Raw genomic sequence first — 20,396 nt, forward strand, 5'->3', positions numbered from 1 at the left:
AGATTTTGTTGTTTTATGCCATAAACGTTATCGCGTTTTGTGAATTATTTTAATGAGAGAATAAATATGTTAAAACAATTTGTAAGACGATACTACCACATTCTTTATAGGAGGGCTAATTAACGAAAGTTTACTTTAAAAGGTTCATGTTTTGTTTTTTTATAGTAAAAAATATAAATATGTATGTGAGATATTTAAAAAAAAATTAAATTTGTTGAAACAAAAATATTATGAGAAGATATCTACCGCTTTGTTTATTTTTTTTAGTCATCTCGACTTTTTTATTTTCACAAGATCTGCCACCCAGGAAACACGTAAAGGAAACCCCTACGGCATTATCCAGAAGGGCAGGAGTTTTTATTGATGTAAATGCTCCACAGTATGCTGAAACAAGTTACACGATAGAGAAAATGGTAAAAGATGTATTGATCTCATCCGGGACCAATACCTGCCTTACTCCCAATGTAAGTAATGTGAAGATCACTCCTAATCATGCTGCAAGTGATGCAGACAGAGCTTGGGGGTACTTTCATAAAGCAACAACCAATTTCCCTTTTAAAGACGGGCTTATTCTTTCCACAGGTTATGCAAGAAGAGCTGGTAACAGTTTTGAAGGTGGACTGAGTGATGTCAATGGTGGGGGATCAGATGCTGATCTTGCACAGATAATTGGAGTAGTGGAAAGCAGATTGAACGATGCCGTTCTTCTGGAATTCGACTTCGTTCCCACTACATCGCAGATTAAATTTAACTATTTGATTGCCTCCGAAGAATATACAGGTTCATTCCCTTGTACTTTTGCTGATGCATTTGCCATCTTATTGAGACCTACCTCAGGAGGACCTTATGTAAATATGGCTGTGCTTCCCGGAGGTGCAGGACCTGTAAGTATTACGAATATCCACCCTGCAATAGCAGGTAGTTGTGGTGCCGTAAACGAACAATATTTTGCCGGATACAACACAGGTAACGTGGAAACCAACTTTAACGGAAGAACAATTCCATTGACTGCTACAGCAACCGTAGTAGCAGGACAGCAATACCACTTCAAAATGGTAATTGCCGATTATAGTGACCATAGTTATGACTCTGCAGTATTTTTGGAAGGAGGATCTTTCAATATCGGAGTAGACCTTTTGGATCCAGCAGGTACAAAACTACCTTCTGATATCAACGTGTGTGATAATGTACCTCAGGTAATCACCGCTTCTGTAAGTGATCCTAACCTTGTATATCAGTGGTATTATAATGGTACACCGGTACCCAATGCTACAACCAACACTATTACGGCTATACAGCCGGGTACTTATACTATCGAAGTAAGTGTTCCGGGAAATCCATGTCCGGGTAAAGCTACGATTCAGATTCATGGAGGAACAACTCCGCTGGCTCAGGATGCTACATTGCTGCTTTGTACCACACCGGATATTACTACTTTTGATTTAAGTACAATTACATCTACTATCAGCCCGACACCGGGAGCTATTTTTAAGTTCTACGTAAATCAGGCAGATGCAATAGCACAGAATGACAATTATATTCAGACTCCGTTAAACTATAACGGTAATGATGGCCAGATTCTCTATGTTGTGGTTTCCAATGGTAGTTTCTGTAGTAAAATGGTTGAATTGACATTGCATAAAGAAGTAACCCCAACTGCCAAAGTAAAAGCTTCCAGAATAAAAATCTGTCCGGGAGAATCTGTAACCCTTACTGCTGAAGGGGGAGATACTTACGAATGGAGCAACTTTATGGGAACAGGAAATATACAGACTGTTACTTTATATCAGACGACAACATTTACAGTATATGCAATTGGAGCAAAAGGCTGTAAATCTCTTAATCCGGCAACAATAAGAATCGAAGTTACTCCTGAAATCACTTCACCATTAAAAGATGTTGAAATGTGTATCGGTGATAAAGTAACTCTTGATGCAGGAGCAGGAGATGGCTTTAAATACCTTTGGAGTACAGGTGCTACAACACAGAAAATTGATGTAGACCAATGGGGAATCTATTCCGTAGAAATTGATAACGGAATTTGTAAGAAAGTTTTTGAAGCCAAAGTAATGGGTGCAGCTACTCCTTTTGTGACTGGATTAAACTATGAAAGCATCAAGAAAACAGTAACGATCACGGCTGAAAACCCTCCAATGAACAATATGCCAAGTACTTTGGAATATTCTATTGACAACGGAATCAGCTGGCAGGATTCAAACGTGTTTACTAATCTTTTAGACAATACAAATTATACCGTGTTGGTAAGAAGAGTAGGTACACATTGTGTAGGATCTCTTGAATTCTTTACATTGCAGATCAATAACATTATTACTCCAAACGAAGACGGAATCAATGATGTTCTGGATCTTAAAGCTCTTGGAGAGTTTAAAAACTTTACGGGTTCTGTGTATGACAGATATGGAGTAGAGATGTTCAGATTCTCAAAAGAAAATCCTATCTGGGACGGAACAGTTGGAGGTAAGAGACTTCCTACAGCAACCTACTGGTATAAGTTCAATTTTGAGTATCCAAAATCAAAAGCTCAGATGAACTGGTCAGGATGGATCATGCTGAAAAACAGAAACTAGAATTGAATTGATAATGTAATATAAAAGAAAGCCTTTCAGATTTATTTTGAAAGGCTTTCTGCTTTTTTAGGAATAAAGGTTGTTATTAATTCAACAGAAAAGCTCCTTTATCAGAAGCTTTATTATTGAAGTTTATTGATTTTCTTTCCAGAGATTGGCGAAGTGTATAAAATCTGATACACTAAGTTCTTCCGCTCTTTTATCCAAAAACTCATGGCCTTTTAAAGCTTCAGGAATAGTTAAGGATTTCAATGCATTAGATAATTTTTTTCTTCTCTGGTTGAATCCTGTTTTTACAATCTGCTTAAAGAGAATTTCGTTGCCCGCAAGACCATCCTTAGGATTTCTTGTAAGACGAATTACCCCTGATTTTACTTTCGGAGGTGGATTGAAGACGTTCTCATGTACCGTAAACATATAAGATACATCATAATAAGCCTGTATCAGGACAGAAAGAATACCGTAATCTTTAGTTCTCGGAACGGCGGCCGTTCTCTCAGCCACTTCTTTCTGGAACATTCCTACCATTTCCGGGATCAGCTGATAATGATCTACAATCTTAAATAAGATCTGTGATGAGATGTTATATGGGAAATTACCGATAATAGTAATCTGATCATCTTTGATAAAACTGAAGTCCTGTTTCAGGAAATCTCCCACAAAAGTCTCTTCAGTAACCTTTGTATAATTTTTTTTCAGGTATTCGATAGACTCAGTATCGATCTCTGCAAGGTAAATGTTCTGATCTTTTTCAAGAAGATATTTGGTAAGAACTCCCATTCCGGGACCTACTTCCATAATATTATTATAGTTCTCAAAACTAAGACCTTCTACGATTTTTCTTGCGATGTTTTCATCTGTCAGGAAGTGCTGTCCAAGATGTTTTTTTGCTTTTACACTCAAGGTTTTTTATGATTTTATTAACAATGATTTTCTTTATTTCGTCCCAAATTTCGGAAGTTTTTTTCTATTTTAGCCAAAAATTTTAATATTAATGGCTAAATCTGTAGATGAATTTAATAAGAAAAGGCTTCGGTCCAGCAATATTACAGTAGTGATAAGTATTGCCTTAGTGTTATTTTTGTTAGGATTAATGGGGCTTATTTTAATTAATGCCCAGAAGTATTCTGACTATATCAAAGAACAATTGGTGGTAAACGCCTACTTTGATGAAAATTATGATGCTAAAGATTCTGTAAAAATTGCAAAACTGGAGGAAGAAACTTTTAAAAAGGTACAGACTCTAGCTCCAGTAAAAAAAGCAACCTATATTTCAAGAGACATGGCTGCAAAAGAAGCCAAGAAAAGTATGGGAATTGACAGTGATGCATTGTTCGAAGAAAATATCTTCCCTTCTTCTATTGAAGTTGCTCTAAAACCGGAATTCGTAGATCCAGCAAAAATTGATGAGGCTATTAAAGAGATCAAATCAGTTCCCGGGATTAGCGATGTTAAAAATGACAGTACCTTGATGGTGGATGTTTACAATAACCTGAGCAGAATCTTAAAGTGGATCTTAGGATTTTCAATTTTGTTTCTGGTATTGGCTGTTGTATTGATCAACAACTCTATCCGTCTGAAAATATTCTCGAAGAGATTTATTATTAAAACAATGCAGTTGGTAGGAGCGAAAAGAAGATTTATTCTTAAACCTTTCATCATAGAAGCTATCATTTTAGGAGCTATTGGTTCTGTAATTGGTCTTATTGCTTTAGGTGGTGTCTGGTATTATTTCACAAGCCAGATTGGTTCTGCTTTCGTACAGGACAACAACCAGTATTTCTGGTTAGTGATCTTGGTACTGGGAGTAGGAGTTTTTATTTCTGTCTTAAGTACAGTTTTCGCTACATGGAGATTCTTAAAATCAAACGTTGACGATTTATATTACTCTTAACAATGAGCAAAAAAACAAATAAATTCTCCGCTTCAGACTTTGGACATGAAGCTGAAGTACCACAGGAAAACGCTTTCTATTTCGGACCGCAGAATTTCAAGTGGATGCTGATAGGACTGGCATTTATTGTCGTAGGATTTCTACTGATGATGGGCCCGGATGCCAATACAGTAGATGGTAAATTTGACCCGAACTCATGGAATGATGAGATATTTTCTATCAGAAGAATCAGGATAGCACCTCTGTTTGTTGTTATAGGATTTGTAATAGAAGTATACGCTATCTTAAAAAGAAAATAAATAAAATAATTTTTAAGGATTAAAAAATTTAAGAATTGAAAGATTTAAGCTAAAGAGCCAGTCTTTTTTAATTCTTAAATCTTTTAATCTTTTTAATTTTTAAAAGAATATGGATTTAATCAAAGCAATTATTATTGCCATTGTAGAGGGATTGACAGAATATCTTCCGATTTCTTCTACTGCACATATGGGATTTACGGCCAACCTTATGGGGCTTGAAGAAACAGAATTTTTAAAAATGTTTCAGGTATCCATTCAGTTTGGAGCTATTTTATCAGTGGTAGTGGCATACTGGAAAAAGTTTTTTGACTTAAATAATATTCAGTTCTATTTTAAACTCGCTTTTGCTGTAGTTCCGGCTCTGGTTTTAGGATATTTATTCGATGATAAAATTGAAGCTATACTTGGAAATCAGATTGCTATTTCTTCAGTTTTGGTTGTAGGAGGGGTTATTTTACTGTTTGCTGACAAATGGTTTAAAAATCCTAAAATTGATGATGAAAAAGGAATTACCATAAGAAATGCAGTAACCATTGGTTTCTGGCAGTGTCTTGCAATGATGCCGGGTACAAGCCGTAGTGCGGCTTCTATCATTGGAGGTATGGCACAGGGACTTACCAGAAAAGCTGCTGCAGAATTTTCTTTCTTTCTTGCTGTACCTACGATGCTGGCAGTAACTATGTATTCAGTTTTTGTTAAAACATGGGGGAAAGAAACGGCAAATCCACAGAAAGGATATGAAATGATTATGGCTTCACAGGATCACATTATGATCTTTGTGATAGGAAATGTTGTTGCGTTTATTGTAGCACTTATCGCTATCAAGGCTTTCATCGGTGTGCTTAATAAATACGGATTTAAACCTTGGGGCTGGTACCGTATTTTTGTTGGAATTGCTCTGTTGATTTATTTTTATTTCTTTAAATAAGAAATCACTCATTTATACCCATTCATGACTGCTGAAGAACTGAAATCAGGATACATTTTTTTATTGGATAAGCCTTTGGACTGGACTTCCTTCCAGGCTGTCAATAAAATGAAATACAAACTTAAAAGGGAATTTAATCTTCCTAAAAATTTTAAAATCGGGCATGCAGGGACTTTAGATCCCAGAGCAACAGGACTTCTTATCGTATGCTGCGGAAAATTCACCAAGAAAATTCCGGAAATCCAGGATGCTCCCAAAGAATACTGGACGGAGATTAAGATCGGAGTGCAAACAGAATCCTACGATACTGAAAAGCCTGAAATCCTTCATCAGGACATTACTCACATTTCTGAAGAACAGGTACAAGAAGTTCTTGAAAAGTTTGTGGGCGAAATTGAACAGAAACCACCCATTTATTCAGCCATTAAAATTGATGGTGCAAGAGCTTACAATCTTGCAAGAGCAGGTGAAGAAGTAGAAATGAAGGCCAGAAAAACGACCATTCATTACATTAAAGATATTAAAATAGATTTTCCTTTAGTAAGCTTCGTGGTAGGCTGTTCAAAAGGAACCTACATCAGAAGTCTTGCACATGATATCGGGCAGGAATTGGGAGTGGGAGCCTATCTGACTCAATTAAGACGTACCAAAATCGGTGACTATACTATTGAAAGTGCTACAGATCAGTTTTTAAATAATGAGTACAGGTTTGAAAATCTGTTAAAATAAAAGAATTTTTATCTCTTCATTCAGTATTTACACAATAAAGTTAACTGCGGAATTACAGTAGTAGGCAAATGTATTTTTTTGCCTAATTTTGCATTGGAAATTGGATTGAAATATTGTTTTAGATAATAATGATGATCTGTTGTATTGGGTAATACAGCTCAAATTTTATTTTTTGTTCTGATGAAAGGCCCTTTTACAAGTTCCAACTATAACTTTTGAAGAATAAGGCTAAGAAATTAGTTTTGTTCGAAAGAATCAGTCAGGAAAGCAGAATTATGTTAGAAGTTCACAATTTCCCAAAATCTAGTGTTGCTTTTATAGGCTAAAGCTATAAAATTACATTTTCAGTAATAAAAATTATACCGGTTACGGAGAAAAATAATGGAAAAAACACGTATCAATAAATATTTATCAGAAGTAGGGTACTGTTCAAGAAGAGCGGCAGATAAGCTTTTAGAAGAAGGCAGGATCAAAATAAACGGGAGAATTCCAGAGATGGGAACAAAAGTTTCCGATGAAGATCTTGTGGAGGTAGATGGAAAGCCAATCAGAGAACCCCAGGAAAAGCCGGTATATATTGCTTTTAATAAACCGGTGGGAATTGTATGTACTACGGATACAAAACGTGAAAAAAATAATATTGTAGATTATATCAACCACCCAAAAAGGATTTTTCCTATCGGAAGATTGGATAAACCAAGTGAGGGATTAATCTTACTTACAAGTGACGGTGATATCGTTAATAAAATTCTAAGAGCCCGCAACAATCACGAGAAAGAATATATAGTTCGTGTAGATAAACCGATCAATCCTAGATTTTTGGAAAAAATGCGAAATGGAGTTCCTATTCTGGATACCGTAACAAAAAAATGTGAGGTAGAAAAGATTGATGATATGAATTTCAGAATTGTTCTTACCCAGGGACTCAACAGACAAATCCGAAGAATGTGTGAATATCTCGGATATGAAGTGAAAAAACTGAAGCGAATCCGTATCATGAATATCAAACTAGATCTCCCAATTGGAAAATGGAGAGATCTTACAGAAGATGAACTAAATGCATTGAATTCTATGCTTACAGATTCCAGTAAAACATTCAACTAAAATTTATACTATACTTTAACGGTTTACTTTCTATACTTTCCAATATCAATTATTGGAAATAGTATAAATTATTTTTATTTCATAATTTTTCACATATTGGTGTAATATATTTTATTTTTCACTAAAAATATTTTATATTTATAATAATAACTATAACCTGAAAATAATGAAATTAAATTTCAATGGAGTTCTTTTGTTTGTGACTTTGGTAATTCTTACCAGTTGTCTAAATGAACACGATCCGGATCATTCACATGATTCTTCCTTTTACATTGATTATAGAAGCTTAAAAGGATTGTCAGACGGAATTGCCGTTATAGAACTTGATCCTGAAGCCCCGGATTTTGGAAATATCAGCAGCAGACTTGAACTGGGTGTTGGTGTATTGCCACATCATATTTATTACAATCAGAATGCAAAAAAAATGTTCACAACTGCTTTGGGAGGTAGTTATCTCTATGAGATAAAAACAGGAGAGGACCAAAACGGGCTGCCAAAATTAATTGATGCAACGCCTATTGATACTGGTGAGAATACAGTAGGAGAAAATTTATTTTTCACGAATGACGGAAGATATTTTATGACCTTTATGGGAGGAGCAGGAGGCCCGAAGGATGGTAGCATAGGTGTTTTTAACGCTAATAATAATCAGCTTATCAAAACTATTAAAGCGCCAATTCAGGCTAATCCGAATCAATTTATAATGTATCCACATGGTATTTCAGTTAATGAAGAAAAAGGATTAATGATGGTAACCTCTACCATTCACCCGGATCTTACTACGGGATTAGGAAATACCTGTACTTTATTAGATCTCAATACCTATGAAATTAAGGAGACGTATCGGGTAGCGGACTCACCAACAGATATGTCCGCTCCTGTTGAGGTTTTACTGCTGCGTGGAAAATTTCCGCAATATGCACTTGCTACAACAATGATCGGGGGTGATATCTGGATTGCACCATACAATACTACCACAAAAAAATATGATGCTTTTACCAAGCTTTTTGACGGGAGTACACAAGGGCTGGGCTGGGCACTCGAAATGTATATTGATGATTCAAATAAGCTGTATGTGAGTTTTGCAGATCCTGGAAAGGTACTTGTCTTCGATTTAAGTAATCTTCCCCAGCTAAAACTTTTGAAGACTTTCGATGCTGATAAAGGGGCACATCACATGGCTTTCTTTAAAACCAAGTCAGGAAAAGAGGTTGTAGCAGTACAAAATAATTTATTGGATCTCCCTAATCTGAACTCAGGAACCATTAGTGTAATTGATATCAACACCGGAAAAACCTTAGGTACAGTCGATTTGCGTAACCGTTATGGAATACTGCCGGAATCCATTGAAGGAACCAATGGCCCGAGCAATTATATGCATCACTAGAATTTAGAATATTGTTTCATAATATGAACTGTTCCAAAATATTATTTTTGGAATGGTTGATGTTGTTTTTTATCTGAGCTTAAATTATTTTACATATAATCTCATTCTTTCTTCATACTCAGGTTTCAGTTTTAAAAGTTTCCATATTTTTCTATCATCAGGATTACTGATCCGGTAGAAAATGATTTTGTCTGCAGAATATTTGAAATAGGGATGATTTTTAAGCCATTCCTCAGGAGCATCCACTAATGAATATCTGGGTACATCTGAAGCATTCAAAGGTGCTGTTGAGATCAGCTTCTGAACAAGATCCTGATCAATATTGTATGTACTTAAAATCTGTTGCTTATTGATAAAGCCTCCTAACTTTTTTCTGAAGCCAATAATAGAACCGGCACTCCTTTCATCCAGACCAAACTCTATTAGCTGTCTGAAAGTAATCGTATTGAGATCTGTTTTTGAAAAATCTGTTTTTTCCTGTTGCTTTTCCTGAATTCTGATATAAGGTTTCATTTCCTGAAATTTCTCTGCAGAAATCACAAAACATTTCTGCAGATCTTCTATACTTTTAAAACTTCCCCGTAGATTTCTATCCCGGTAATTAATGATGGTAATGGCTTGTTTTTCTGAAAACCCAAAAGCTTTCCAGCCCTCCAGGTCCTGTTGATTAGGATCAAAAGAATGGTATTGGATTTTGGTTTTGGCAGTATTATTCTTTGTGGAATTTTGGAAAGTTTCGGGAGTTTTCACTGGCAAAAGCAAATAAGATTCAAGTTTGCTGTAATTTTCAGGAGAGATGATGAAACACTCTTTAAACTTCTCCTTGCTGATAAAGCTTCCTCCCAGATAATTCCTGTATTTTAAAATAGCTTCTGCCTGTCTTTCACTGAAACCCATTTTGAGCCAGTCATTGGCAGAAAACCTATCAGGATTGAATTTTCCTGAAATAATAATTTCTTTCTTTCCATATGCATTGTGTCCTTCTAAATTCTTTCTCTCTGCTGTTTCAGGAAGTAGAATAGATGATTCCAATTCACTGAATTTTTCTTCAGAAATAGCGTAACATTTTTTCAACTGTTCTTTTGAATTAAATTTTCCTCCTACAATATCTTTATACTTGAGAATTGTAGCAGTCTGTTTCTCTGAAAATCCAAGTTTCTGCCATTGTTCTTTGTTCAGTGTATTGGGATCAAAATCTGATAGATCCACAGAATTTGAAGAACTTGCAATGAACTTTACATCAGGGAAAGGTTCTTTTTCCCGACTGGTGTACTTTTGGTAGGCCAGTAAAATAGTCAGCAAAGTGACCATAAATGCTAATTTTCGGTAATAGTTTTTTCTCATCATATGGTAAAAATATCAATAAAAATAAAGTGTGTCAATACTTGATAATGAAATGATTAAAGATGATATGCAGATTGTGTTTAATGCTTAAAAAGGAAATGGAAATTTGATATTTTATAAGATATAATTTCGTAATTGAGCGTGAATTTTTTTTGATTAATGTTGATCTTTTTGTTTGTAATGCGACAAGTTTTGTCGTTGTGTATAGATAATTTTGCATCAGTAAAATGAAAATATCAATATAAATTAAGAGGATTTAATAATAAATAGTATGATTTACAGCATACCACATGAAAGTCATTCTCGTGTCTTAAAAAGTGTTAAATTCGCACAGTTTTAATAAACTAATTACTAACTCAGAAAACAACATTGGAATGAAAATAGTGAACAAAGTAATAAGCTATCTTATCTTAAAGAAATCGGAACCGGAAATGCAATAAGCGGGTACCCTTTGGCATCAGGAAGTACTATTCTTATGATATCAATGGAAATATGAAGACTCAACTGGATAAAGGGATTTCCTCCATCCAATATAATTATTTAAATTACCAGGAAAGATTACTCAAAACTCCAAAGTAACAGACTATATTTACAGAGCAGATGGCGTGAAAGTAAGAAAAGTTTTTGGGACAGAAACAACTGATTATCTGGACGGCTTTCAGTATACTAATTCCGTATTGAAATTCTTTCCAACGGCAGAAGGATATTTTAATGTTGAGACCGGAAAGTATGTGTATAACTACACAGATCACCTTGGAAATGTTAGATTAAGCTATGCTAAAAATGGAGCAGGAACAGAGATCATTGAAGAAAGTAATTATTATCCGTTTGGATTGAAACATGAAGGATATAATGCATTAACAGGAAATCCAGCATATAAGTATAAGTACAACGGTAAGGAATTGCAGGAGAGTGGAATGTATGATTATGGAGCAAGGATTTATATGCCGGATATTGGAAGATGGGGTGTTGTTGATCCGTTGGCGGAGAAGTCAAGACGATGGTCAAATTATACCTATACTTATAATAATCCGATTATGTTTATTGACCCGACAGGAATGATTGGAGAATTGGCAACTTGTCCAACCTGTCCTAATACATCGGAATTTAAACCATACATTGATGACCCGAAGAATGTATATGTTTATGATCCTAAAACGAAAACTGCTGAAAAAGAAATTCAAATTGACGAAGTTAAATTACAAGGATCTTCTTCTTGGAATGTAGGAACTAGAGCTTTAGGAGGTTTACAAATGATTGGAGGAACAGTTGAGGCTATTGTCGGAGGAGCTGGAGGTATTCTTACGGCAGAAACAGGGGTTGGTGCTGTAGCTGGCTGGTTTGTATTAATGAATGGAATTGATAATGCAACAACAGGAGCGCAACAGTTATGGACAGGAGAAGACGAAGAAACCTTTTTGCATCAGGGAGTTGAAGAAGGTTCATTAGCTTTAGGTGCAAGTGAAGAGACCGCTGAAAATATTGCAACAGGAGCAGATGTAGCAACAATTTTAGTTGGTAGTGGAAGCAGTTTAAAAAGTGCCAAAAACCTTAAACCAATGTACAAAAACACAAAAGGGTTAAAGCAGATTGGACTAAGAGCCACTAATACTAATAAACAATTTAGAATAGAAAGGCACGCATTACAAGGTACTGGAAGAAGGCTAACAAGAACCCATGTAATTATGGTCTGGGTGGTAAGAAACATAAGTTTTTCAAAAATGCAAAAGAATTAAGACAGTATGTTAAAGAATGATTTTATAGGGTTACTAAGTAAATATAGTTATGCAAACCGTTCTTTATTATATCAAAATCTTTTATCATTTTTAATTTCTAAATTTCTGAATTTTAAAAATGATTTTGATTTTCATTTAGAAGGAGATGAAAAATATATAAATATTTGTATAGATAACAATGGTTTATTTCTTTTTATTGATTTAGATGAAGATTCAATGAGTATAAGATATAATCAAAGCGAGTTCTATATTTTTATAAATGAAATAGCTTTAGATGAATTGAAAATGTTATTAGAGAATTTTTTTGAAGGAAAATATTTAATAAAGTCGTTTGTTGATAAAGATTTGATTGTAAAACAGGAATTGTTATTTACTAATCAATGTTTAAAAAAGTATAATCAAGTTGATATATATAGTAATAAAGATAGTACTACAATATTTGAGAAAGAAGGTTATAATTGGATTAGGAGCTTCACCTAATAGTGAAAGCCTCCGCTGGCGCTAGCAACTCGCTCGTATCCACAAATAAAACAAAACCACTGTAATCACAGTGGTTTTTTAGTATCTTGGTCAACAAAAAAAGAAAAAATGATAAAATATTTATTTATTCTTTTTCTATGTACAATTGTTTCTATTCAGGGGCAGCAAAGCATGTCAGCAATTGCTAAAACCCCCGCTGCGCAAAGTCTTCAGACTTTGAGCTTATTAAATAAACTTACCCTCTGGTTTTCAAGGTAGCATAAATAACAGCCCTTGCAAATATGGCAAGGGTTGTTCATAAATAAGGTTCTATTAATTATATTTCCATCCAATATAATTATCTAAATTTACCCGGAAAGATTACCCAAAAATCCAAAGTAACAGATTATATTTACAGAGCAGATGGAGTGAAAGTAAGAAAGGTTTTCGGAACAGAAACCACCAATTATCTGGATGGCTTCCAATATACAGATTCGGTATTAAAATTCTTCCCAACGACAGAAGGGTATTTTAATGTTGAAACCGGAAAGTATGTGTATAATTATACTGATCACCTTGGAAATACCAGATTAAGCTATGCTAAAAATGGAGCCGGAACAGAGATCATTGAAGAGAGTAATTATTACCAGTTTGGATTAAAACATGAAGGGATATAATGCATTAACAGGAAATCCAGCATATAAGTACAAGTATAACGGAAAGGAGCTGCAAGAGACGGGAATGTATGATTACGGAGCGAGGATGTATATGCCAGATATCGGGAGATGGGGGGTGATAGACCCGTTAGCTGAGACTTCTCGTAGATGGTCTCCTTATACTTACGCCTATAATAACCCTATTCGATATATAGACCCGGATGGAAGATTTGCGATTCCTCCTGATGATTATATAGATGCTTCTACTGGAAAGTATTTGGGAAGTGATGGGGCTGCAACAACTAATGCCAGGGTAATATATAAAAGCGATTGGAATAGCATTACTTCTGAAAAAGGAGGTTCTACATCAGTAGATGCTACATCAGCTTTACAAGCAAGCAGTTCTGTAATTACAGTCAATAATACTCAAATTCTGATATAAATAACGCCAATAATGAAACTATTAAAGACCAGACAAAGGAACGACAAGTTTGGGTTGGTATGGAGGTTACAAGAGGTGATACTCCTACAGCGCAAGTAACCTCTGTTAGAGGGCCAGATGGGATAGATGGAAAAACTACAACATCTATAACATCTCTTACGGATAAATCAGGAGCTACAGTAAAACAAACTTTTGATGGTACAAAATTAATCCCTGTTGCTCAAGTGCATACGCATAATACTTCGCAAAATCCTAGTCTAGTAAATATACCAGGGACATCTGCTATGGATAAATCAACATCTAAGAGTTTTAATATTCCTGTGTATGCGGTTGATTCTTATACGGGAACTCAATCAACTGGAAATGCAATACATAGAGTTATGCCAAATGGTACACAAACAAATAATATTGGAACTACTAATACTAACAATATAGGACAGGCAGCTCTAAAACATTTTATAGATAAACAAAAAACTCCATAATGAAAAAGATTCTATCAATATTATTATTGAATTTTTGCTTGTTTAGTTGTTACTCGCAAAAATCAAATTCAGATATAATATATTTTTTACCTTCTTCCGTTAATGAAATTCTTAGTAAAGAGCTTCAAAAAAGAGGGCAGAATAATGAAACCTATATAGTTTTAGATAAAGAGAATACAGATACCTATACCATATACTTGAATAGGCTCTCTAATTCTTCAGAAAATTTTTGGGTAAAACATAGCAATAGATCTGTATTTATACAAGGAAAACTAATACCTCTTTATTTTTATTCTGATGAATACTTTTCATTTGCAGAGAAAGGTGAAACAGTATTAAAGAAGTTAGGCACAGAAGAAGTAATTAAAAAGACTATTAATATCCGGGAGAATACATTTTTTATAAAATTTAAACTCGATGGAGAGATAGTAAAATAAATACAAACCCCGCTCATTGAGCGGGGTTGTTATGTTATAAAATGCTTCAATCGCATCCAATATAATTATTTAAAATTTACCAGGAAAGATTACCCAAAACGCCAAAGTAACAGACTATATTTACAGAGCAGATGGTGTGAAAGTAAGAAAGGTTTTTGGTACAGAAACAACTGATTATTTGGACGGCTTTCAGTATACTAATTCCGTATAAAAATGTATTTTTACAAAAACTCCGCTGCAATTAATTGCAGCGGAGTTTTTTATATTTTCAAAGAAGTTATTCTTCCTCTCTTTCTCCCAAAGACTCCTTCAGTTTAATAAGCTCAGCTTTTACAAACTCAAGTCGGTCGATAAGAGTGATGGTTTCGGAGATTTTACTGTTTGTGGTCAGAGCAATACGGGCTCCGTCCAGCGTGTATCCTTTTTCTTTTACCAGATGGTAGATCATCTGAAGGTTTTTGATATCCTCAGGAGTGAAATATCGGTTGCCTTTCCTGTTTTTTTTAGGCTTGATAATTGGGAATTCCTGTTCCCAGTAACGTATTAATGAAGTGTTTACGTCGAATGCTTTTGCCACTTCTCCTATAGAATAATACAGTTTATCAGCTAAATTTATTTTCATTTTTCAACTCCTAAACTTCAAAGATAAAAATTTTTTAAAGTTTCATCCAAAATATATTACAAAAAGTGCAGTCAGACTTTATGTAAAGGGAAAATATAAAGATAAAGCGGTCATGAAATACCTCTGTTTATATAACAGATAGGAAAGGCTGCAGTATACCAGTTCTTTTTTGTCTAAATTTGTGAATCCTTACCATACATAATATAAGTGATGAATCCTATCTCTGTTCTTCATATCGATCTTTTCCAGGCAGGTAAAAATACGTCAGATTTTTATTTTAATACGATGAAGAATCATTTGGTGGTAGGACATCGTCATATAGAAAAGCCCCACAGACATGATTTCTACGCTGCTGTTCTTTTTACCAAAGGAGCAGGGGTACATGAAATTGATTTTCAGAAGTATGATGTTTCTGAGGGAAGCCTTTTCTTTCTATCGCCGGGGCAGATTCACAGCTGGGAGCTTTCAGAAGATATCGATGGTTATATTTTCTTTTGCTCTCAGGAGTTCTATGAAATGCATTATGTGAATCAGAAACTGAGAAACTTTCCCTTTTTCGGATCGGTGTCTTTTCCTAGAAAACTTCAGCTGGATAGTTTGGAACTGAAGAAAAATATAACTTTATTTCAGGAACTCGGAGAAGAACATCGGGCTAAAAATATAATGAAAGAAGGTCTTATTCTGTCATTGATGTCGCAGATCTTTATTAATTCCAGCAGATTATTTTCAAGAGATTTTGATACACAGGCTTCTGCTGCCGGACTTTCTTATTTTAAACATTATCAGGATTTTGAAAATTTGATTGAACAGCATTTTGCAGAACATAAATCGATTGCCTATTACGCTTCTTTATTAGGTGTTTCATCCAAACATCTGAACAGGATTGCACAGACTGTTGTTCAAAAAACAGCTACAGATGTTATTACAGAAAGAGTAGTGTTGGAAGCCAAAAGAATGTTGATGTATCTGGATGAAAGCCTGGTTGAAATTGCTTTCAGATTAGGATATGAAGAATATTCCTACTTTGTAAGAGTATTCCGGAAAAACTCCGGAATGACTCCCACCCAGTTTATGAGGAAATATAAAGCTTAATGAGTTTAAAGTTTATGGTTTAAAGTTGCTGGTTGCCATGTATTTGATTTTAAATACTTCCTATCAATATTTCACAGAGTATTTTCCCTAATCCCTAATCCCTAATCCCTAATCCCTAATTCCTGCAACCTATCATCTGCCACCTACAAAGCTAACTTAAACGGTCCTTCAAAAGTCGTTTCAAACGAATCTACGAGTTTTCCCTTTTCATCAAAAACTCCGATGACCATATTTTGTTTTGAAAACTTAATGTCTTCTTCAGGGAAGGAAATATTAATGTTCCCTTTCAGGATCTGGTCTCCTTTTAAGATGATTGTTTCAGAGCCGAAATAAGTGATTTCAGCATTCAATGGGGTGATAACTTTGATGTTCAACGTCTTTTTTTCATTAGATTTATTAAGAAGAGTATAAATAAAGGTATTGGTGATTTTACCGTTTTTAACGAAAAATGTAGAGCCTGCCGGTTTGATAAATTTCGCTTCCATAGAACCGCGATCATACATTAAAAATCCAAGGAATCCGATCAGCAATGCCAGAATAACGGTCGTTGCCTTCATTCTTGGTGTAAATCTGAACTTTTCGCGGTTTTCAATTTCTGATTCTGTAGCATAACGAACTAATCCTTTAGGTAAACCTACCTTTTCCATTACTTCATCACAGGCATCAATACAAGCTGTACAATTCACGCACTCCAGTTGCTGCCCGTTTCTGATGTCAATTCCCGTAGGACAGACAACAACGCATTGGTTACAATCAATACAATCTCCCTTACCAGCAGCTTTTCTATCTTCATTATTTCTCCATTTTGAACGGCCTTCTCCTCTTTTAAAATCGTAATATACGTTGATTGTCTGTTTATCAATCAGAACTCCCTGAAGCCTTCCGTAAGGGCAGACCAGAGTACATACCTGCTCGCGAAGCCATGCAAAAACAAAATAGAAAGTCATCGTGAAAAAGATCATCGTAATAAACTTTAAAGGATGTTCTGAAGGCCCTTCAAGCATAATCTGGAAAACCTGTTCATAGCCTACGATATACATAAACATAAAAGTAGAGCAGAGCAGGGAAATCAAAATAAATACGGACCATTTTGTAAGTCTCTTCCTTATTTTTTCAGCATCCCATTCCTGTCTGTCAAGTTTCATCTGTTTATTTCGGTCTCCTTCAATCCAATATTCTATTTTACGGAAAACCATTTCCATAAAAAGAGTTTGAGGACAAAGCCAGCCGCAGAATATCCTTCCGAAAACTACCGTAAATAACATCACAAAAATAACGGAAGTTACTGCTCCCAATGCAAGGATAAAAAAATCCTGCAGATAGAAAGGCTGCCCGAGGATAAAGAATTTCCTGTCGATAACATTGATGAGCAGAAAAGGATTGTTGTTGATCTTTACAAAAGGCAGTCCGAAAAAAAGGGCAAGAAGAAAATAGCTGGTGTAATTCCTGTAATTGGTGTATTTTCCTTTAGGCTTTCTGGGGAATATCCACTTCCTTTTTCCGGTTTCATCCATTGTTCCCACTGAATTTCTGAAATCTTCACTTTCAATTTCCAAAGACTTGATATTGTTGGACTCTGCGCTCATTATTGTATGCTATAAAAGTATTTTGGTACTATTTTCAACAGGATCATTCTCATTTTTTTAATTGATTTTTCATTTAAAAAAGTGATCAATCCTGTTACTGCAAAGCTCCGGATTATATCTCTGCAGTACTAATATGATCTACTTCAAAAATAGGATAATTGGGACATTTTGTGTTTTTGATTTTTATTGTATCAAAACGGGAAAATATTTTGAAACCTGTAGGTCATATTGTAAATTGCAGGTTTAAAAATGAAGTATGAAGAATATATTTAAAATAGGCATGATTGGTTTGGTTTTCGCATTGGTAAACTGTCAATCAGTAAATTATAGTAAAATGTTGTATGAAGGAGTAAAGCCGGAAATGGTTTCTGATACGTTCAGTTTCACAGAAGGACCATCAGCAGATAAAGAAGGGAATGTTTACTTTACCGATCAACCCAATGATAAGATCTATTATTGGGACTGGAAAAGCAATAAGGTAATAGAGTTCTTAGACAAGACGGGAAGGGCAAACGGAACACACTTTGATAAAGACGGATATTTGATTACCTGCTCGGATGATCAGGGAGAGATCTGGAAAATTTCCAAAGACAAGAAAGTAGAAGTTCTGCTTAAAGGTTTTGAAGGAAAAAGGTTGAACGGTCCCAATGACGTTTGGAATGATGAAGCCGGAGGAATGTACTTTACAGATCCACTGTACGAAAGAGATTATTGGATCGGTTTTAAACAGGAACTGCAACACAAAAGCCTTTATTACAGAGATAAATCAGGGAAAGTTATCAAGCTGGATACATTTACCCAGCCAAATGGAATTGTAGGCAGTGAAAAACTGAAAAAATTATACCTTTCTGATATTGATGCCGGGAAAACTTATGTATATGACATATTGGGTGAAGGGAAATTGTCAGAAAAAAGACTTTTCTGTGAAATGGGATCAGACGGAATGGAGCTGGATAAGCACGGAAACCTTTATCTTACAGGAGATGGAGTACATGTTTTTAACCGTTCCGGAAAGAAAATTTACCATATTCCTATCCCTGAAAAATGGACTTCCAATGTAACTTTTGGTGGAGAAAATAATGATATACTTTTCATTACCGCCTCAAAATCTGTGTATACTTTTCCTACCAAAGTAAGAGGAATAAAATAAGATGAATGTCATTGCGGAAAGCGATCTCTGCATTTCGCAATGACATATATATTGTTTGTCTAAAGAATCATATTTTTAATAAGCAACTTCCATTTTTACTTTCTTTCCTTTCAGCTTTTCGTTCTGAAGCTTTCTTAAAACAGCATTTACTTTGCTTCTGGAAACAGCAACATAAGAAGTTGTATCCTTTACTTCAATCAAACCGATATCTTCTTTCTGAAGTTCTCCTTTTTTGATAAGATATCCCACAACATCCACTTTGTTGACCTTATCTTTTTTTCCGGCACTGATATAAATAGTCTGGAAAGGTGTTTTTTCCGGAACTTTAGTAAATCCGGCAACACTTTCTTCAGGAGTATTATTTTTAATGAACGGGAAGTTTTCGTCCTCTGTCATGATCAGATATACAAAACCTTTGGCATTCATTCTTGCAGTACGCCCGTTTCTGTGGATGAAAGCATCTTCTTTGGGAGGAAGCTGATAATGTACAATAGATTCTACTTCCGGAACATCAAGTCCGCGGGCAGCAAGATCTGTAGTAATAAGAATTCTTGCAGAATCATTTCTGAATTTCAGCAATGCACGTTCTCTTTCGTCCTGCTCCATACCGCCATGGAAGGTTTCTCTGTCGATTCCCATCTGATGAAGAAGTTCAGAAATTCTGTCAACAGCCTCACGGTGGTTACAGAAAATAAGAGTCCTTTTATTTCCTATTTTACAGATTAAATTAAACAAAGTATCCAGCTTTTCCTCAGAAATTGTCATTACTTTTCGCAATTGGATATCTGGTTTTACTTCACTTAGTTTTAAAAAATCGATGGTTTTTTCATTTTTTAGACCAGTAAACGATGGAATTTCATCCATTGTCGTAGCTGATGTTAAAATTCTTTGAGAAAGGCCTTTTAATGAGCCTGCAATAAACTCCATATCTTCATGAAAACCTAGCTCCAGAGCTTTGTCGAATTCATCAAGAACGAGTGTTTTAATCGTTTTCGGATCAAAATTATTATTTCTTACGTGGTAAGCAACCCTTCCCGGAGTTCCTATTAAAACAGCAGGAGCTTCAATTAAATTGTTAACCTCGATTTTTTTATCATGTCCACCATAACAAACAGATACTTTAAAATCCGTTCCCATAGCTTTGAAAACCTGCTCAATCTGTAAAGCCAGTTCTCTGGCCGGAACCAATATCAATGCCTGAACTCCCTGAACATTTTTTTTCAGATTCCGAAGAACCGGGAATAAAAAAGCAAGAGTCTTTCCAGATCCTGTAGGAGAGAGTAAAACAATGTCTGTATTGTTTTCAGACGCATTATAAGTAGATTTCTGCATCTGATTCATATCCTGAATCTGCAGCTTCTGGTAGATTGATTGTAGTTCCATGGTGCAAAGGTAGTGAATTTTGAAGGTTTTAGAGTTGAGGATATCAGGGTTTATAAGTAATACAGTTTCCCCAATTTT

The 20,396-nt window shown here is 35.1% G+C and carries 20 protein-coding genes; 15 read left to right on the plus strand and 5 right to left on the minus strand.

Features of this window, described 5'->3' with window-relative positions; genetic code table 11:
• The first annotated feature begins 230 nt into the window (after positions 1-230).
• Entirely contained in the window at positions 231-2,588 is a 2,358-nt protein-coding gene (locus tag KYG33_RS21675) for a choice-of-anchor L domain-containing protein (protein WP_077415294.1), read from the plus strand.
• A gap of 132 nt (positions 2,589-2,720) precedes the next feature.
• On the opposite strand, the gene rsmA is transcribed toward KYG33_RS21675, so the two are convergent.
• Positions 2,721-3,491 (minus strand): 16S rRNA (adenine(1518)-N(6)/adenine(1519)-N(6))-dimethyltransferase RsmA, encoded by a 771-nt coding sequence (gene rsmA, locus KYG33_RS21680; RefSeq protein ID WP_180565480.1) that lies wholly within the window; start codon positions 3,489-3,491, stop codon positions 2,721-2,723.
• A gap of 91 nt (positions 3,492-3,582) precedes the next feature.
• Between rsmA and KYG33_RS21685 the strand changes: the two genes are divergently transcribed.
• From KYG33_RS21685 to KYG33_RS21710, 6 genes are all read left to right on the plus strand, one after another.
• Entirely contained in the window at positions 3,583-4,482 is a 900-nt protein-coding gene (locus KYG33_RS21685; protein ID WP_077415290.1) for a cell division protein FtsX, read from the plus strand.
• Between the two features lie 2 nt (positions 4,483-4,484).
• Positions 4,485-4,781, plus strand: coding sequence for a DUF3098 domain-containing protein (locus KYG33_RS21690; protein WP_180565481.1), 297 nt, complete (start codon positions 4,485-4,487; stop codon positions 4,779-4,781).
• A 109-nt stretch (positions 4,782-4,890) separates the two neighbouring features.
• The gene (locus tag KYG33_RS21695) at positions 4,891-5,709 is read left to right on the plus strand and encodes an undecaprenyl-diphosphate phosphatase (RefSeq protein WP_077415286.1); all 819 of its coding nucleotides are present in this window, start codon (positions 4,891-4,893) and stop codon (positions 5,707-5,709) included.
• Positions 5,710-5,733: 24 nt separating this feature from the next.
• Positions 5,734-6,438 carry a tRNA pseudouridine(55) synthase TruB gene (gene truB, locus KYG33_RS21700; protein ID WP_219072402.1) on the plus strand — a complete coding sequence of 235 codons (705 nt, stop codon included), beginning with the start codon at positions 5,734-5,736 and terminating at the stop codon, positions 6,436-6,438.
• Positions 6,439-6,819: 381 nt separating this feature from the next.
• Complete coding sequence (gene rluF, locus KYG33_RS21705) at positions 6,820-7,542, plus strand: 23S rRNA pseudouridine(2604) synthase RluF (protein WP_077415282.1); 723 nt, start codon at positions 6,820-6,822, stop codon at positions 7,540-7,542.
• Between the two features lie 166 nt (positions 7,543-7,708).
• Positions 7,709-8,929 (plus strand): YncE family protein, encoded by a 1,221-nt coding sequence (locus KYG33_RS21710; RefSeq protein ID WP_180565483.1) that lies wholly within the window; start codon positions 7,709-7,711, stop codon positions 8,927-8,929.
• A gap of 84 nt (positions 8,930-9,013) precedes the next feature.
• On the opposite strand, the gene KYG33_RS21715 is transcribed toward KYG33_RS21710, so the two are convergent.
• On the minus strand, positions 9,014-10,276 hold the full coding sequence (locus KYG33_RS21715) for a helix-hairpin-helix domain-containing protein (RefSeq protein WP_077415278.1): 1,263 nt from the start codon (positions 10,274-10,276) through the stop codon (positions 9,014-9,016).
• Positions 10,277-10,878: 602 nt separating this feature from the next.
• Between KYG33_RS21715 and KYG33_RS22655 the strand changes: the two genes are divergently transcribed.
• The 6 genes from KYG33_RS22655 to KYG33_RS21740 all read left to right on the plus strand — a co-directional run bounded on the left by KYG33_RS22655 (position 10,879) and on the right by KYG33_RS21740 (position 14,485).
• Positions 10,879-12,009 (plus strand): RHS repeat-associated core domain-containing protein, encoded by a 1,131-nt coding sequence (locus tag KYG33_RS22655; protein ID WP_411267034.1) that lies wholly within the window; start codon positions 10,879-10,881, stop codon positions 12,007-12,009.
• A 6-nt stretch (positions 12,010-12,015) separates the two neighbouring features.
• Positions 12,016-12,489 (plus strand): hypothetical protein, encoded by a 474-nt coding sequence (locus KYG33_RS21725; protein WP_219072403.1) that lies wholly within the window; start codon positions 12,016-12,018, stop codon positions 12,487-12,489.
• Between the two features lie 407 nt (positions 12,490-12,896).
• On the plus strand, positions 12,897-13,145 hold the full coding sequence (locus KYG33_RS22660; RefSeq protein WP_411267035.1) for a hypothetical protein: 249 nt from the start codon (positions 12,897-12,899) through the stop codon (positions 13,143-13,145).
• Positions 13,132-13,566 (plus strand): RHS repeat-associated core domain-containing protein, encoded by a 435-nt coding sequence (locus KYG33_RS22665; RefSeq protein ID WP_411267036.1) that lies wholly within the window; start codon positions 13,132-13,134, stop codon positions 13,564-13,566. Before KYG33_RS22660 ends, KYG33_RS22665 begins: the two co-directional genes overlap by 14 nt.
• Before the next feature lie 59 nt (positions 13,567-13,625).
• Positions 13,626-14,048, plus strand: coding sequence for a hypothetical protein (locus tag KYG33_RS21735; protein WP_219072404.1), 423 nt, complete (start codon positions 13,626-13,628; stop codon positions 14,046-14,048).
• Positions 14,048-14,485 carry a hypothetical protein gene (locus KYG33_RS21740; RefSeq protein WP_219072405.1) on the plus strand — a complete coding sequence of 146 codons (438 nt, stop codon included), beginning with the start codon at positions 14,048-14,050 and terminating at the stop codon, positions 14,483-14,485. The genes KYG33_RS21735 and KYG33_RS21740 overlap by 1 nt, the downstream gene beginning before the upstream one ends.
• A 277-nt stretch (positions 14,486-14,762) precedes the next feature.
• Here KYG33_RS21740 and KYG33_RS21745 read toward each other — a convergent pair whose 3' ends face one another.
• Positions 14,763-15,107, minus strand: coding sequence for a MerR family transcriptional regulator (locus KYG33_RS21745; RefSeq protein WP_047383183.1), 345 nt, complete (start codon positions 15,105-15,107; stop codon positions 14,763-14,765).
• A 210-nt stretch (positions 15,108-15,317) separates the two neighbouring features.
• On the opposite strand from KYG33_RS21745, the gene KYG33_RS21750 reads away from it, so the two are divergent.
• On the plus strand, positions 15,318-16,199 hold the full coding sequence (locus KYG33_RS21750) for an AraC family transcriptional regulator (protein WP_077415260.1): 882 nt from the start codon (positions 15,318-15,320) through the stop codon (positions 16,197-16,199).
• Between the two features lie 143 nt (positions 16,200-16,342).
• On the opposite strand, the gene ccoG is transcribed toward KYG33_RS21750, so the two are convergent.
• Positions 16,343-17,785 carry a cytochrome c oxidase accessory protein CcoG gene (gene ccoG, locus KYG33_RS21755; protein WP_077415258.1) on the minus strand — a complete coding sequence of 481 codons (1,443 nt, stop codon included), beginning with the start codon at positions 17,783-17,785 and terminating at the stop codon, positions 16,343-16,345.
• Positions 17,786-18,041: 256 nt separating this feature from the next.
• On the opposite strand from ccoG, the gene KYG33_RS21760 reads away from it, so the two are divergent.
• Complete coding sequence (locus tag KYG33_RS21760) at positions 18,042-18,935, plus strand: SMP-30/gluconolactonase/LRE family protein (RefSeq protein WP_077415256.1); 894 nt, start codon at positions 18,042-18,044, stop codon at positions 18,933-18,935.
• 75 nt (positions 18,936-19,010) lie between these two features.
• Here the strand turns inward: KYG33_RS21760 and KYG33_RS21765 are convergent, their stop codons facing one another.
• A complete protein-coding gene (locus KYG33_RS21765) occupies positions 19,011-20,318 on the minus strand; it encodes a DEAD/DEAH box helicase (protein ID WP_077415254.1) in 1,308 nt (435 codons plus the stop codon).
• Positions 20,319-20,396 lie beyond the last annotated feature (78 nt).

Origin of the sequence: Chryseobacterium sp. D764, assembly GCF_019317325.1 — a bacterium.
GTDB lineage: Bacteria > Bacteroidota > Bacteroidia > Flavobacteriales > Weeksellaceae > Chryseobacterium.

Coding starts and splice junctions, on each gene's coding strand:
- KYG33_RS21715 (WP_077415278.1), bottom strand. CDS start 10,276: ATGATGAGAAAAAACTATTACCGAAAATTAGCATTTATGGTCACTTTG.
- KYG33_RS21735 (WP_219072404.1), top strand. CDS start 13,626: ATGGAGGTTACAAGAGGTGATACTCCTACAGCGCAAGTAACCTCTGTT.
- KYG33_RS21760 (WP_077415256.1), top strand. CDS start 18,042: ATGAAGAATATATTTAAAATAGGCATGATTGGTTTGGTTTTCGCATTG.
- KYG33_RS21740 (WP_219072405.1), top strand. CDS start 14,048: ATGAAAAAGATTCTATCAATATTATTATTGAATTTTTGCTTGTTTAGT.
- KYG33_RS21690 (WP_180565481.1), top strand. CDS start 4,485: ATGAGCAAAAAAACAAATAAATTCTCCGCTTCAGACTTTGGACATGAA.
- KYG33_RS21685 (WP_077415290.1), top strand. CDS start 3,583: ATGGCTAAATCTGTAGATGAATTTAATAAGAAAAGGCTTCGGTCCAGC.
- KYG33_RS21675 (WP_077415294.1), top strand. CDS start 231: ATGAGAAGATATCTACCGCTTTGTTTATTTTTTTTAGTCATCTCGACT.
- KYG33_RS21725 (WP_219072403.1), top strand. CDS start 12,016: ATGTTAAAGAATGATTTTATAGGGTTACTAAGTAAATATAGTTATGCA.
- ccoG (WP_077415258.1), bottom strand. CDS start 17,785: ATGAGCGCAGAGTCCAACAATATCAAGTCTTTGGAAATTGAAAGTGAA.
- KYG33_RS21745 (WP_047383183.1), bottom strand. CDS start 15,107: ATGAAAATAAATTTAGCTGATAAACTGTATTATTCTATAGGAGAAGTG.
- KYG33_RS21710 (WP_180565483.1), top strand. CDS start 7,709: ATGAAATTAAATTTCAATGGAGTTCTTTTGTTTGTGACTTTGGTAATT.
- truB (WP_219072402.1), top strand. CDS start 5,734: ATGACTGCTGAAGAACTGAAATCAGGATACATTTTTTTATTGGATAAG.
- rluF (WP_077415282.1), top strand. CDS start 6,820: ATGGAAAAAACACGTATCAATAAATATTTATCAGAAGTAGGGTACTGT.
- KYG33_RS21765 (WP_077415254.1), bottom strand. CDS start 20,318: ATGGAACTACAATCAATCTACCAGAAGCTGCAGATTCAGGATATGAAT.
- KYG33_RS22665 (WP_411267036.1), top strand. CDS start 13,132: ATGAAGGGATATAATGCATTAACAGGAAATCCAGCATATAAGTACAAG.
- KYG33_RS21695 (WP_077415286.1), top strand. CDS start 4,891: ATGGATTTAATCAAAGCAATTATTATTGCCATTGTAGAGGGATTGACA.
- KYG33_RS21750 (WP_077415260.1), top strand. CDS start 15,318: ATGAATCCTATCTCTGTTCTTCATATCGATCTTTTCCAGGCAGGTAAA.